At 56.7% G+C, this 14607-nt stretch carries 13 protein-coding genes; 9 read left to right on the plus strand and 4 right to left on the minus strand.

Going from position 1 to position 14607, the window contains the following annotated elements:
* Position 1 precedes the first annotated feature (1 nt).
* Positions 2-1039, minus strand: coding sequence for a hypothetical protein (locus tag KQI65_05295; GenBank protein ID MCB2204144.1), 1038 nt, complete (start codon positions 1037-1039; stop codon positions 2-4).
* 2 nt (positions 1040-1041) lie between these two features.
* Entirely contained in the window at positions 1042-2385 is a 1344-nt protein-coding gene (murA, locus tag KQI65_05300) for a UDP-N-acetylglucosamine 1-carboxyvinyltransferase (protein MCB2204145.1), read from the minus strand.
* A gap of 88 nt (positions 2386-2473) precedes the next feature.
* Between murA and KQI65_05305 the strand changes: the two genes are divergently transcribed.
* Positions 2474-3289, plus strand: coding sequence for a hypothetical protein (locus KQI65_05305; GenBank protein ID MCB2204146.1), 816 nt, complete (start codon positions 2474-2476; stop codon positions 3287-3289).
* A gap of 16 nt (positions 3290-3305) precedes the next feature.
* Positions 3306-4853 carry a methylmalonyl-CoA carboxyltransferase gene (locus KQI65_05310; protein ID MCB2204147.1) on the plus strand — a complete coding sequence of 516 codons (1548 nt, stop codon included), beginning with the start codon at positions 3306-3308 and terminating at the stop codon, positions 4851-4853.
* 50 nt (positions 4854-4903) lie between these two features.
* On the opposite strand, the gene KQI65_05315 is transcribed toward KQI65_05310, so the two are convergent.
* Entirely contained in the window at positions 4904-6349 is a 1446-nt protein-coding gene (locus KQI65_05315) for a hypothetical protein (protein ID MCB2204148.1), read from the minus strand.
* A gap of 20 nt (positions 6350-6369) precedes the next feature.
* Positions 6370-7074, minus strand: coding sequence for a DNA alkylation repair protein (locus KQI65_05320; GenBank protein ID MCB2204149.1), 705 nt, complete (start codon positions 7072-7074; stop codon positions 6370-6372).
* A gap of 104 nt (positions 7075-7178) precedes the next feature.
* Between KQI65_05320 and KQI65_05325 the strand changes: the two genes are divergently transcribed.
* The 7 genes from KQI65_05325 to KQI65_05355 all read left to right on the plus strand — a co-directional run bounded on the left by KQI65_05325 (position 7179) and on the right by KQI65_05355 (position 14555).
* On the plus strand, positions 7179-7634 hold the full coding sequence (locus KQI65_05325; protein MCB2204150.1) for a MarR family transcriptional regulator: 456 nt from the start codon (positions 7179-7181) through the stop codon (positions 7632-7634).
* 98 nt (positions 7635-7732) lie between these two features.
* Positions 7733-8464 (plus strand): (Fe-S)-binding protein, encoded by a 732-nt coding sequence (locus KQI65_05330; GenBank protein MCB2204151.1) that lies wholly within the window; start codon positions 7733-7735, stop codon positions 8462-8464.
* Positions 8461-9873 carry an iron-sulfur cluster-binding protein gene (locus KQI65_05335; protein MCB2204152.1) on the plus strand — a complete coding sequence of 471 codons (1413 nt, stop codon included), beginning with the start codon at positions 8461-8463 and terminating at the stop codon, positions 9871-9873. Before KQI65_05330 ends, KQI65_05335 begins: the two co-directional genes overlap by 4 nt.
* Positions 9860-10567, plus strand: a complete 708-nt coding sequence (locus KQI65_05340; GenBank protein MCB2204153.1) for an LUD domain-containing protein — start codon at positions 9860-9862, stop codon at positions 10565-10567. Before KQI65_05335 ends, KQI65_05340 begins: the two co-directional genes overlap by 14 nt.
* Before the next feature lie 42 nt (positions 10568-10609).
* Positions 10610-11143: an HD domain-containing protein gene (locus KQI65_05345; protein ID MCB2204154.1), complete on the plus strand. Its 534-nt coding sequence runs from the start codon at positions 10610-10612 to the stop codon at positions 11141-11143.
* Between the two features lie 35 nt (positions 11144-11178).
* The gene (gene lysF / locus KQI65_05350) at positions 11179-13146 is read left to right on the plus strand and encodes a homoaconitase (GenBank protein ID MCB2204155.1); all 1968 of its coding nucleotides are present in this window, start codon (positions 11179-11181) and stop codon (positions 13144-13146) included.
* 41 nt (positions 13147-13187) lie between these two features.
* Positions 13188-14555, plus strand: coding sequence for an MmgE/PrpD family protein (locus KQI65_05355; GenBank protein MCB2204156.1), 1368 nt, complete (start codon positions 13188-13190; stop codon positions 14553-14555).
* Positions 14556-14607: the final 52 nt, after the last annotated feature.

The raw sequence follows: 14607 nt of genomic DNA on the forward strand, positions 1-14607 counted from the left end.
GTTACTGCATCCACAGATCACTGACGTATCCGAGACGAATGGAAAAAGGTTGCCAGGTCTTGCCGCGGGAATCGGAAATGAATGAGCCGTTTTCTGCGCCTGCGTAGACACGGTCCGGCTGCCGGGGATCAAAGAGCAATGCATTGATATTGAGGTTTGTCAATCCACCGCTTGCGAACTCCCATGTCTTGCCGAGATCGCTGCTGCGCATGACGCCGGTGATGCGGGTGCCAATAAGCAAGGTGCTGCGGTCGCGCGGGTCGAACACGGCACATTTGACGGAGGGGAAGCGCAGACCTTCGTTGCGGTTTGTCCACGACCTGCCACCATCCGTACTGACCCATATCCCGTCCTGTTCGCTCCAGGCGAGCAGGTGCGTCGGATCCTTCGGGTGCGCCTGCAAACCGGAAAGCGGCTGCGATTCGAGTCCGCTCCGTCTCCAGCTCGCTCCCTTGTCCGCCGACCGATACACGCCGTCGTTGGTCGCAATGAGCATGCTGCCCGGTACGCGGAGGAGCTGCGTGACATAGGTGCCGTCAGGTGTAGAGAGTCCTGCATTGGAAGTGTTCCAGCTTGCGCCGCCGTCTTTGGAGAGGAATATCCCTTCCGTCGTTGCAGCCCAGATGCCGGTAGCGTCCATTTCAATGTCGAGCACCGCCGGCATATCCCATCCGCTGATCAGTTTCCAATCCTCGCCCGCGTTGCCGCTTTCAAGCACCCCATAATCGCTGCCCAGCAGCACATGCGCACTGTTTGCAGGATCAACGGCAATGGCGTTGACGGCACTTGTGATCCACCCGCGATTCATCCAGCTCTCGCCGAGATCGGTACTGACGGCGAGTCCCTGGTATACCGGTGCGGCATTGGAGAGTCCCGCAGGTGGCGGTGCATAGTAGAAGCTGATATAGAACGGATGCTCCTGCGCCTGCAGTGTCATGCTGCAGAACAGCAGAGTGAGGAAAAGCGGGAGTTTGCCGCGGCGAAAGAAAAACGCGCTGCGCCGGTTTTGCCGCGATGCCTGTAGTCTTGTCGGACGCATGATCAGTAGTCCTCACTGTCGACGCGCTGTATGTCGGCGCCGAGATTTCTCAATTTCAATTCGATGGCCTCGTATCCCCGGTCGATGTGATAGACGCGAAGCACTTCGCTGCTTCCGCGTGCGATGAGTCCTGCGATGATCAGGGAAGCGCTCGCGCGCAGATCTGTCGACATCACGGTTGCTCCGGTAAGATGGTCCACCCCGTGCACGATGGCCACGTTTTTCGTTACATCGATACGGGCGCCCAGGCGCTGAAGTTCCGGTACGTGGTTGAAACGGTCGAAATACACCGTATCGGTCACCACCGAACTTCCCCCGGCGGTACTCATCATCGCCATCCACTGCGCCTGCATATCGGTCGGGAAACCGGGATAAATGGATGTTGTCGCGTCAACCGGCTGCAGTGATCCTTCGCTGCGCAGGGTGATGGTGTTTTCGGTGACCGCGATTTCGCATCCAGCCTGTCGCAGCATGTCGAGCGGTACGGAAAGATGTTCATGCTGTACGTTCTCGAGCGTGACCTCTCCTCCGGTTGCGGCAGTGGCAGCCAGGAAAGTCCCTGCTTCAATACGATCGGGGATATTGCTGTCGTCCGCGGGATGCAGTTCGTCGACGCCTTCGACGGTCAGGCAGTTACTGCCGATTCCGTCGATGCGGGCACCCATGCGGACGAGGAAGGACGCCAGCTGTGTGATTTCCGGCTCGACGGCAGCATTGCGGAGTACGGATTGTCCTTTCGCCAGCACCGCCGCCATCAGGGCATTACCCGTTGCGCCGACGCTGGAAATTTCAAAGTCGATTTCTGTACCCTGCAGCGCGCGCGCCTGTGCGATGACATAGCCGCCTTCGATGCTGATTTCTGCACCCAGCGCCTCCATGGCCTTGAGATGCAGGTCGACGGGTCTCGGACCCCAGGCACAGCCGCCGGGATAGGAAACACGCGCGTGTCCGTAGCGGCCGAGAAGGGGACCCAGCACGTAGAAGGACGCACGCATTTTCTTCACCATCTCATACGGCGCTTCGTGGCTGTGCACCCTGCTGGTGTCGAGTTCGATCGTCGTGCCCGGATGGCGGATCTCTACGCCCATCGTTTCGAGCAGCTGCGACATGGTTGAAATATCACGCAGGCGAGGCGTGTTGGCAAGGCGGCAGCGTCCACTCGTCAGTAATGCCGCAGGCATCAGTGCGAGGGAGGCGTTTTTTGCTCCGGATATCGTCACGGATCCCTGGAGACGATTTCCGCCGCGTATGATGAATTTGTCAAGTGATGGCAATGGTACCGGATGCGAAAGGTGCGACAGTAGTGGCAGAAAAGTACGTGAATTGCGCTGTTCAATGCAATGCATACTCGCTTTTCCCTCCCGCGTTTGCGGTGCCACACGCATTTGCCTATATTTTTGCAATTCCGTGATTTCAACTCACAGGACACTATCCATGGGATCCTACGGCAGCTATTTTGTCAGGGCGTTGCGCAATCCTGTCGGTCTGCTGACGCTTGCCGGATTCGGCGCCATCAGCCTGGTATCGATGAATCCGATTCCGCTGTTTATCGGACTCGGACTCGAAGCAGGGTTTGTGACCGTTGCACCGATGCTGCCCGCGTGGCGGCGTCGCGTGGATGCAAAAGATGAACAGCGCCTCGTCGAAGAGGGGGAAAACAGGGCGAAGGAAATGCTGCGCAAGCTGCCCGACTCACAGCAGCAGCGCTACAGAACCCTGCGGCAGACGGCAGTCAGCATCCGCGAGAATTATGCCCGCTACAACGACGCAAGCCGCAACTATCTCGAGCAGCTTTCCGGCAGACTCGATGACATGCTGCTGCGTTACCTGCGGATGCTCATCACCGAATCCAACTACACGAAACATCTCGCCGAGCACAGCGCCACGGAGCTCGAAGGTCGTATCCGCTCACTGCAGGATGAAATGGCGCAGGATGATGAACGTGTCAGAACGATCAAGGAAAAGCAGCTCAGTATCCTGCAGCAGCGCCGCGAAAAGCTCACGAAGGCTGATGGCGATCGCGAGGTGCTCGCCGCACAGCTCAGTACGCTTGAAGAATTGATGCAGCTGCTCAAGGAGCAGGCCATCACGATGAAGGAACCGGATGAGATGAATGCGCAGCTCGATTCTCTCATGTCGGAAATCGAACATACCGAAGACACGGTCACCGCACTGGAATCTTCCTTCGAGACGCTGTTCGATCGCGAATTGCGTGCAGCGGAAGAGCAGAAGCGGCTGCAGTCAGAATAAAACGGAGAAAACACGCATGTCCGAAGAAAATCGCAAACGTCTGCATGAACTGCGGGAGATGTCCCGCCAGGGTGGCGGAGAAAAACGGGTCAAGGCGCAGCACGACAAGGGGAAATTTACCGCGCGTGAGCGGCTGGAAATCCTTCTTGATCGCGGCAGTTTCGAGGAAATCGACGCCTTCGTCAGGCATCGGTCCCACGACTTCGGACTCGACAAGCAGCATTATCTCGGCGACGGCGTGGTCACGGGTACAGGACGCATTGACGGACGCCTGGTCTTCGTCTTCAGTCAGGATTTTACCGTCTTCGGCGGCTCGCTTTCGGAAGCGCATGCGGAGAAGATCTGCAAGATTATGGATATGGCGATGAAAGTCGGTGCGCCGGTAATCGGACTCAATGACTCGGGCGGCGCGCGCATTCAGGAAGGCGTGGTCAGTCTCGGCGGGTATGCCGATATCTTTCTTCGCAACACCCTCGCTTCCGGCGTGATTCCGCAGATCAGCGCGGTGCTCGGTCCCTGTGCCGGCGGCGCCGTGTATTCTCCTGCCATCACCGACTTCATCTTCATGGTGGAGCAGAGCAGCTACATGTTTGTCACGGGACCCAACGTGGTCAAAACGGTCACGCATGAGGATGTTACCTCTGAAGATCTTGGTGGTGCCATGACGCACGCAGGCAAAAGCGGTGTCGCGCACTTTACGCATGAAAATGAAGTGCAGACGTTGACGCAGCTGCGTCGGCTGATGAGCTTCGTTCCGCAGAATAATATGTCCTGCGCCCCCCGCGTGCCGGCTACGGATACCCCGGATCGTATGGACGAAGGGCTCAATACCATCGTGCCCGACAATCCGAACAAGCCCTATGACATCAAGGAAGTCATCCGTATGACCGTGGATGACGGGGATTTCATGGAAGTGCAGGAAAGCTATGCCGCCAACATCGTCGTGGGCTTCGCACGCTATGATGGACGCTCGGTCGGTATTGTGGCGAATCAGCCTGCCGTGCTCGCCGGCGTGCTCGATATCGACGCATCGCTCAAGGCCGCACGTTTCGTGCGTTTCTGCGACTGCTTCAATATTCCACTCGTCGTTTTCGAGGATGTGCCCGGTTTTCTGCCAGGGACCGAGCAGGAATGGCGTGGTATTATCAAGCACGGGGCCAAACTCCTGTATGCCTTCGCCGAGGCCACCGTTCCGAAAATCACCATCATCACGCGGAAGGCTTACGGCGGAGCTTATGACGTGATGAACTCAAAGCATATTCGAGGGGATTTCAATTTTGCCTGGCCATCGGCGGAAATCGCCGTGATGGGACCCAAGGGCGCGGTAGAGATCATTTTCCGAAAGGACATTACCGCATCGAAGGACCCCGAGGCCGCACTCGAAGAGAAGATCAATGAGTACAGGGAGAAGTTCGCGAATCCTTTCGTCGCGGCGGAGCGTGGATATATCGACGACGTCTTCGAGCCGATGGAAACGCGTCCCCGCATCATACGCGCGCTCGATATCCTCGAAGACAAGGCCGATTCCAATCCGCGGAAAAAGCACGGCAACATCCCGCTCTGACAGCGGGCGAATCATGCCGATCTGAAGGTTGAATACGGGGAGGGGGAAGGTCAGCGCACGATGATGCGCTGCATAGTCGTGGATGCTCCGGAGGTTGCCGACAGGAAATATGCTCCTGCCGGTAGTTTCGCGGTGTGTACGGCAATACTCTGCATGCCCGCTTCCAGCTCGCCATCCCACAGCGTCTGAATGCGCTTTCCTGAAATGTCCCACAACGCCAGTTGCACGTGGGAATATTCCGCGAGTTCCAGCGTCACCGAACCGGTTGCGTGCAGCGGATGCGGCGCTACACTTCGGATGTGCAGAGTCGATGCGACTGTTGCCGGGGGCGACTGCGCGTCGACGACATCGCCGAACAGGTACTCCAATGCGAGATCGATATGGGCGCGCCAGTTTCCCCAGCTGTGTCCCTCGTGAAATTCCCTGAAGTTGTATTCATACTGACCGTTTTCGAGCACCTGCAGGAAATTGAGCACCTTGCTGCGTAACACGGGAATATCATAGGTACCAAGGTCGAGATACAGGCGCAGCGCCAGCTGGGGTCCGTCCGAGAACCGTGTGAAAATCTCGGGAAGGACATAACTCGACTGCGCCGCGACCTTGCCGAACACATCAGGGTATTTCATGGCGATATACAATGCGACATTGCCGCCGTTCGACGAGCAGCCGACGACTGCGCGGGCTTCTGCGTCCTTTCTCGTGCTGTAATCCCTGTCCACGGTGGCCATGACTTCTTCGATCACGAAACGGGAAAAATCATCGATCTGATTTCCCGCATATTCCGCGTTGCGATTCACCGGCGGAAGGAAAACGGCAATGCAGGGCGGGATGCGTCTCTCATATATGAGATTGTCGAGTACTGTGGTTGCATGGGCAAGGTCGATGTAATGAATGCCGTCGTGGAAGAGGATGACAGGATACTCTCCGCCGAGGCTGTCATACCCGGCAGGCAGATACACACGTCCCTCCCGTGTATTCTGCAGCAGTGTACTTGCAAAAGTCCTTCTGATCAGGATGCCCTCTGGCACCCCTGCCTGGGGATAGATTTCAGCCGGAGGGATATATGCCGGCATACGCAGTTCGGAAATGGGACCGATTTCGCCCGGGGCGGTGTAAGGATTCAGGGGATCGGTGTCCCACACTTCCTTGTTGATGACGAAACTGTAGTCGAGTCGCGCATCAGCTTCAAATGTGTCGCTGCGATACCAGAGAGAAGTTGTCGACAGCCTGGTGAGGGGGGAGGCCTCCGGATTCCAGTTGTTTCCGTCCCCAGCAAGAGCGACTTCCTGCGCATCTGCGTCCAGGTATACGCGATACACCGTCGTGTCATTCACGATGAGCGGGAAAGCCGGTACGACGGTCAGAAAGCTGTCGACCATGAACTGCCGCCGCTGTTCGGGCGCATTCTGAACACGAACAATGAGTTCAGGAAAATCCTGCGCCGCCAGAGGCTGGCAGAGAAGGAAAAGGAAAATCAACGTGGAAAATCTATGCATGGAGTGCTGTCTGTCGTATTTCAGCGTATGGATTTTTTCTCTAAACGCGCAATAATTTCAGGTTTATGCAGTTCACGCAGCGCATCGCGGGCGATCCACCGGGCCGGTCGCGAATCACGTGCCGCCAGTCCCTCTGCACAGGTGATCGCTCTTGCGTGCAGCGCCAGGTTGCGCTTGCCTATCTGACGCAGTGCCCAGTTCACTGCTTTCTTGACGAAGTTCCGGTCGTCATCAGCTGCCGACTCGATGAGCTGCAGCCAGGATTCAAATTGGCTGTCTGGGACGTCCTTCGCATGAACGGCAAGGCTGGCAAGCAGCGCGAAGGCGGAACGACGGACAAATTCCTCTTCCCGCGTATGCCAGGCGAGAATCTTCTCCTGGGCAAACGGCGTTTTCCGAAAGAGATTGTTGCATACCTGGTCCGTCACATCCCATGAATCGAAATCAGCCGCCCAGCTGTCCATCTGCTCAGGGGTTACGAGGGCGGGATCATCACAGAATGCGCAAAGCAGTCTGGCGTCGTGCACGCCGGTGTCCCAGAGTGCAAGCGCAAGCGCATGCTGCCTGCCGACAACCTTTGCCAGCGCCCGGATGGAGGGCATGGAATTCCCGAATGCTTTCTCGGTATTGATGCCGAAACGTGCCATGCCCTCGAGATTCGTCTTGTCGCCGCTGCGGCGAAGTTCATCGAGTACGGCGTCAACATTCTCCTTGATGGTGTCCATGAAGCAAAATATATACGACCTTCAATATGAAACAACGCAACTCTGCATTGACATTGGGAAAAAAACTGGCGATTTTTGTTGCAAAATATTCAAATTTGAAATATTTGAAGAACGCAAAGAAATACGGAAACAGGGAAGACGAAGCGCTGGGCATGTGGATCAAGCTTGCACGCGCGTACGCCACGTTCAACCGGGAGTCGGTCAAGGATATCCGCAGTTACGGACTGACACAGCCGCAGTTCGGTGCACTCGAGTGTCTGCTGCATCGCGGACCGATGACTATCGGTGAACTTTCGCGGAAAATGCTCGTCAGCGGGGGGAACATGACCTGCGTCGTCGACAATCTCGAGAAAGAGGGTCTGGTGCATCGCAGGCACTCGGATGAAGATCGGAGAGCCGTCATCGTGGAGTTGACCGAAAAAGGAAAGACGATGATCGGTAAAATCTTTCCGACGCATGCGAAGCGCATCGCCGAGATCGCTGACGTGCTCGACAGCGAAGAGCAGGCGACACTCGCGGCGCTTTTGAAAAAACTCGGTCAGCGTCTCAACGAACACTGATCCGTCCCTGGGATTGAACTGCTGATACCGGTGCCGAACTTCGGCATTTGTGTTTTTTGTGCTATGTTACGCCCTGAACACCAGCACACGAGGAAGCAGTGAAGGTCTCGCTTTTTATCCCCTGCATCACCGATCAGCTCTATCCCTATTCAGGGATGAATATGCTGCGCGTTCTCGAACGTGCCGGTGTGGATGTGCAATATGACGAAAAGCAGACCTGCTGCGGACAGCCGGCGTTCAACACTGGCTATCATGAGGAAGCGCGCACACTCGCGGAGCGCTTCCTGGACATTTTTGATGGTGACGGATCGGATGCCATTGTTGCCCCTTCGGGATCCTGCACCACGATGGTGAAAGCGTTTTACGGCGATCTGCTCGAACTCAGTGCGCCATACCGGGAGAAGGCGGAGCGCGTGCGCGCCCGGCTGCACGAATTCACATCATTTCTCGTGGATGTGCTGCATTGTGAGGATCTGAATGCCAGCTTCGAGGGTCGCGTGACGGTGCATGATTCCTGTCATGCGCTTCGTGAATTGCACGTCAAGGAACAGCCACGACGCCTGTTGCGCAGGGTGAAGGGACTTCAACTCGTGGAAATGGACAGGGCGGAGGTGTGCTGCGGTTTCGGGGGAACCTTCGCAGTGAAATTCGCCGATGTCAGTACCGCGATGACAGAGGAAAAACTGGAGTCCATCGAGCGCAGCGGAGCGGAATGGGTGACGGGAGTGGATTCGAGTTGTCTCATGCAGATCGATGGCATGCTCAGACGCAGGGGCAGCAGCGCGCGCTGCATTCATATTGCCGACATTCTGGGTGGGGAAGCCGCATGAGTTATCAGACACCCATCCAGCCCGAAAATCTGAAGGTGCTTGTTCAGGAGCGCATCCATGACAAAACGCTGCGTGGCAATGTCCGGCGAGCGACGTGGACCTCACTCGGCAAGCGTGCGGCTGTCGTTGAGGATTTTCCTGACTGGGAATTTCTCCGGACGCAGGGGCATGAAATCAAAAAGCATGTCATGCAGCATCTGCCCGAATACCTCGCGCGTTTTGAAGAGCGCGCAACAGCGGCCGGAGCACATGTGCATTACGCGGAAACAGCTGCCGAAGCCTCACGTATCGTCTGCGACCTCGCCGAGGAGACCGGAGAGCGTCTCGTCGTCAAGAGCAAGTCCATGACCACCGAGGAGATCGAATTGACGCCGGCACTCGAAGCGCGCGGACTCCGTACGGTCGAAACGGATCTCGGGGAATACATTGTGCAGCTCGCCAAGGAGCCACCTTCGCATATCACGGCACCGGCCCTGCACAAATCCCGCGGTGAAATCGGACAGCTGTTTGCCGAACAGCTCGGCATTCCTTTCACAGACGACCCTGAAGAATTGACAGCTATCGCGCGTAAAATTCTGCGTGAGGATTTTCTGCAGGCGGGTGTGGGGATTTCGGGCGTGAACTTCGCCGTTGCCGAAAGTGGCAGTATCTGCATCGTGGAGAATGAAGGAAATGCACGTCTGAGCATGAGTTTGCCGCGACGGCATATTGCCGTCATGGGAATGGAGAAAATCGTCCCTGACTTCGAGAGTCTGGGTCTTTTCCTGAATCTTCTCGGACGCAGTGCGACGGGACAGCGCATCACCTGCTATACATCCCTCATTACTGGTCCTGCAAAGGACGCGGAACTCGACGGTCCGGAAGAGCTGCATATCGTCATCCTCGACAATGGCCGCTCACGGATGCTGGCAGAACCGCATCAACGCGAATCGCTGTACTGCATCCGATGCGGGGCCTGCATGAACGTCTGTCCCGTCTATCAGAAGATCGGCGGACATGGCTACGGAAGCGTGTATTCGGGTCCCATCGGCAGCATCATCACTCCGGTGTACAGGGGAGAACAGCGCTCGAAAGCCCTGCCGTTTGCCTCATCGCTCTGCGGTGCCTGCGCCGAAATCTGTCCCGTGCGCATCGACATCCATCACCATCTGCTCTGGTGGAGAAAGCGCATCGTCGGTCACGGATACACGAAATGGACGGAGCGCATGGCCATGCGTCTCTTCCTCGCGGTTTCGCGTCGCAGCTGGCTTTTCGATCTGGCAGGTCGCCTGGCACGCGTATTCGCGCCACTGATCAGCAGAAAAGATGAAGGTCCGTCATTGCCTGTCTGGAGCCGGGAACGGAGTTTCCCGCAATTGCCCGACAAATCATTCAAACAGCTCTGGAGGCAGCACCGTGAACGCGCGTGATCGCATCTTCCAGCGCATGCTCGAGCATACCGCCAGCTCCGGGGCCGACGAAAATATGCAGAAACTGCATAATTCCCTGCGGGAAAGCAGTATCGCGGCATCGACCGGGGACGCCGAGCTCTTCGCACAGCGCGCTGGCGAAGCAGGTGCCGAGGTCGTGCATGCGCAAACCCTGGAAGATGTTCCGGAAGCTCTGGAGAATGTCCTGAGCGGTCTGGCCTCACTTGTGCTTTCCTCCGATCCTTCTTTCGATGCATCGGGACTGGCGCAATTGCTGAGCGCGCACTTCCGTTCACTTCACACCGTTGATGTTGCGGATTTGAAGGAAACGCAGTCGGGTACCGGATGGAAGGCGCGTTTGGCTGCCATGGATGCAGGATTGGATATGGCGGTCGCAGGTATCGCGGATTCCGGTGCCGTGCTCATCCGTTCGCATGCGGTGGAGAGCCGTTCGATGACCCTGCTGCCAGAGATGCATATCGCTCTCCTCCCCGCGCAGCGCATTCTGCCTTCCCTGCATCATGCGGCACCGTTGCTGCGATCAATGACGCATGCGCAGGGACACAGCGCGGTGACACTGGTGGGCGGACCGAGCAAGACGGCAGACATTGAAAAGGTGCTGGTAACGGGAATTCATGGTCCCGCACGCTTTGTGATCGTTGTGATCGAGGCGGACCCGCGTCTGTCGCATTGAGATGTATTCATCGTTACAATACAAGAAACTTGAGAGGTTATCATGAGTGATCTGGTTGTCAGACTTCTCCCTGAAATCGAGGACATTCGAGATGAAGCCCTCCGGGCGAAGGTCCACGCATGCTGGCAGGAGGCGATCGATTTTCGCGGGTGGACGGAAGAGCTGCTGCGCAGTATCCCGTTTACCCTGCTGGCCGACAATGTCTCGATCGCATTCATTGACCATGTCCGTGCCGTATGCAGAATGTGTATAGCCTGTGACGATATACTCACTGAAGTGCATGGTGAGAAGAAAACGCCGATCAACAGGGATTACCTCATCGCCGGCGCCCTGCTGGCAGATGTCGGGAAACTGCTCGAGTACGACCTTGTGGACGGCGCACCTGTGAAATCGGACTATGGCAAGCATATCCGGCACCCGTTCAGTGGGGTCGGACTTGCGTTCAAGCACGGATTGCCTTCCGAGGTCATGCACATTATCGCAACGCACTCCAAAGAGGGTGCAGGAGAAAAACGGCTGCCTGAAAGTATCGTCTTTCATCACGCTGATTTTATCGATTTTGAACTTGTGAAGTAACCGCAGTACTGTTGTTTTTCACGGAGCACTCAGCAATGGCGCAGAATCTCATTGAAAAAATCGCCCAACTGCACACCGTCGACTCTGGATCGCAGCAGGTGCGCAGCGGGGATTACATTTATATTCGTCCCGCACACGTCATGACGCATGACAACACAGGTGCGGTGATCCCGAAATTCCGGAGCATCGGCGCGGCTCGCATTGCGAATCCACGGCAGGTCGTCAGCACGCTCGATCACAACGTGCAGGATACCAGCGAGAAAAACCTGCAGAAATACCGCAATATCGAAGCCTTTGCCCGTGAGATGGGGATCGACTTTTATCCTGCCGGACGCGGTATCGGACACCAGATCATGTGCGAAGAGGGATACGCCTGGCCCGGCAGCATGGTCGTCGCGTCGGACAGTCACAGCAACATGTACGGGGGACTCGGCTGCCTCGGTACGCCCATCGTGCGCACTGATGCCGCGGCAATCTGGGCTACGGGACGCACCTGGTGGAAAGTGCCACCCGTGGCTCGCGTGCAGCTGCATGGTGCGCTGCCCGCAGGAGTCACCGGCAAGGATGTCATCATCACGCTTTGCGGACTCTTCAACAACGATGAAGTGCTCAACCACGCGATAGAATTCACGGGCGAAGGAGTCGCATCACTTTCCGTGGATCAGCGCCTGACCATCGCAAACATGACGACGGAATGGGGTGCACTCGCAGGCGTATTTCCCGTTGACGAGCGAACAATTGCCTGGCTGCGACAGCGTGCGGCGTTTGTTGCGGCACGTGGACTCGAGGGAGTCCCTTCGGATGAGGATGGTAACGGGTCGCATCCCCGCATGAATAATGCGCGGATCGACGCACTGGAGGCATACCGGATAACCGCGGATGAGAACGCCTTCTATTCGCGTGAAATCACGTTGAACCTGGCAACCGTGCGTCCCCACGTCTCCGGTCCCAATCACGTGAAAACCATGACATCCATTGCAGAGATGAAGCAGCGGCAGCTGCCCGTCAACAAGGCGTATCTCGTATCCTGTGTCAACAGCCGTGTCGAGGATATCGCCGAAGCCGCGTCCGTCGTGCGTGGCAAGCATGTGGCGGAAGGCGTCGAATTTTATATTGCCGCAGCGTCAAGTGAGGTGCAGGCAGCCAGCGAGGATCGCGGAGACTGGCAGGCGCTTCTTGATGCAGGGGCAATTCCGCTGCCTCCGGGTTGTGGTCCCTGTATCGGACTCGGTATGGGACTGCTGAAGGATGGCGAAGTGGGCATTTCGGCGACCAACCGGAATTTCAAGGGCCGCATGGGATCGAAAGAAGCGGAGGCCTACCTGGCGTCGCCGTCGGTGGTCGCCGCTTCAGCGATCGCGGGTGTCATCGCGGCGCCGGTGGATTACGACAGTGTCGCACCCGAAGCCACGATGCTCACCAATGAACGACCATCGGCCGGCGACAGCGAAACCGTGATCGTGGATGGCTTTCCTGCTGTCATCAGGGGAGAACTTCTGTACTGTCATCAGGACAATCTGAATACCGACGGTATCTATCCCGGCAAATACACGTATATCGACGACTTCACGGCCAGTCAGCAAGCGGAAGTCGCGATGGAGAACTACGATCCGGCCTTCCAGGAACTGGCCAGAGAAGGTGATATCCTCATTGGGGGATTCAATTTCGGCACCGGCAGTTCACGTGAGCAGGCTGCGACCGCACTCATGCATCGCGGCATCCGTCTCGTCGTTGCCGGTTCGTTCAGTGAAACTTACAAACGCAATGCCATCAACAACGGCTTTCTGGTTGTGGAAGCTCCGGGACTGGTGGCCGAGCTGCGCAGCCGATTTGGTACGGATGCGCCGACTGTTCGCACCGGGATCGAGGCGGAACTGGATTTTTCGCGTTCGGAGATCGTGGCGGACGGAAAACGCTATGGCATTGATCCTGTTGGTCCCGCTGCGCAGGAACTGATACTTGCCGGGGGACTCGAGTCCTGGGTGAAATCGGCTATCAGCTGACACCCGCAGCATGCATCATCATTCAACGTAAGGATACATGTATGGAAAAAAGTGTTTCAAGGCAGATTGCGGAATTCGCGGTCGCACTGCGGTATGAAGACCTTCCAGAAGCCGTCATCCATGAGGTCAAACGTTACCTGTATGACTCCATCGGCTGCGCGTACGGATCGTCGCATACGAAGGATGTCGGTATCATCAGGGACATTTACCTGGAGATGGGTGGCACGGAAGAAGCCACGGTCATTGGATTCGGCGACAAGATGCCGGCAGTCAATGCTTCACTGGTCAATTCGCTGATGATACGCGCGCTCGATTTCAACGACATTTACTGGAAGGAAGACCCCAGCCATCCTTCCGACATTATTCCAGCTGCACTGGCAGCCGGAGAAAAAGTGAACGCATCGATGAAGAGTGTGATAACTGCCATCGTCCTGGCCTACGAGTTCGAGCAGCGGCTCTGTGAATTCGCCGTTCCCGGTGTGCGTGAGCGAAAATGGCATCATGCGACTCTGACGCAGTTCGTTTCGCCGATCGTCGCCGGAAAAATGCTCGGTCTCGACGTCGATCAGATGGTCCATGCCATCGGCATCAACGGCAGCCATAATCACACCATTGGTTGTCCCACCGCCGGCAAACTGACAATGATGAAAAACACGGTGGACCCCATGGCAGTGCAGGCTGGTGTGTTCGCTGCACTCATGGCCCAGAAGGGATACAGCGGCACCGAAGCGGTGTTTGAAGGGAAGGAAGGACTGATGGATGTGTACGGTCCCGACTGGGATATGGACAAGCTGCTGGGTGGTCTCGGGGATTCATGGAAAATCCTCGAATGCAGCATGAAGGCATTCCCTACGGAGGCGTTAACGCATACGCATCTCAGTTGCGTTCTCAAGCTTGTAACGGAAAACAACATCAGTCACGAGCAAATCGAGGAAGTGCGTGTGACCACGATTGCACGTGCCTGTGACATTCTTTTCGATCCGCACAAGTATCGTCCCGATTCCCGTGAGACGGCGGATCATTCCCTGCCTTACTGCATTGCGGCTTGCCTGGTCGATCACAAGATTACCACGCAGTCTTTCTCTGACGAGAAACTGAAAGACCCGCGCATCTGGGAAGTGATCGACAAAATCAAGGGTGAGGCTTCCGAGGAATTTGAACGCATGTTCCCGGCGAAGCAGCCTTCCCGTGTGGTCATCCGTACCACGGATGGGGACGAATACACCGAATACCTCGAGTATCCCAAGGGCGATCCCAGAGAGCCCATGACGGAAGAGGATCTCGACAATAAATTCATCGCATTGTCCGGCAAGCTGCTGCAGGCCGACGCACAGCAGAATAAAAAGGATATCATCTTCAGTGCGGAGCAGTATTCCGCACGTGATTTCATGAAAAGTCTGATTGTATAGGAGGATGCCGGACGATGTATGTCGTCCGGCGTTCCTGAGATGACCAGTTCCG

The sequence above is a fragment of the bacterium genome (assembly GCA_020444325.1).
In the GTDB taxonomy this organism is placed as follows: domain Bacteria; phylum Bacteroidota; class Ignavibacteria; order SZUA-365; family SZUA-365; genus BM516.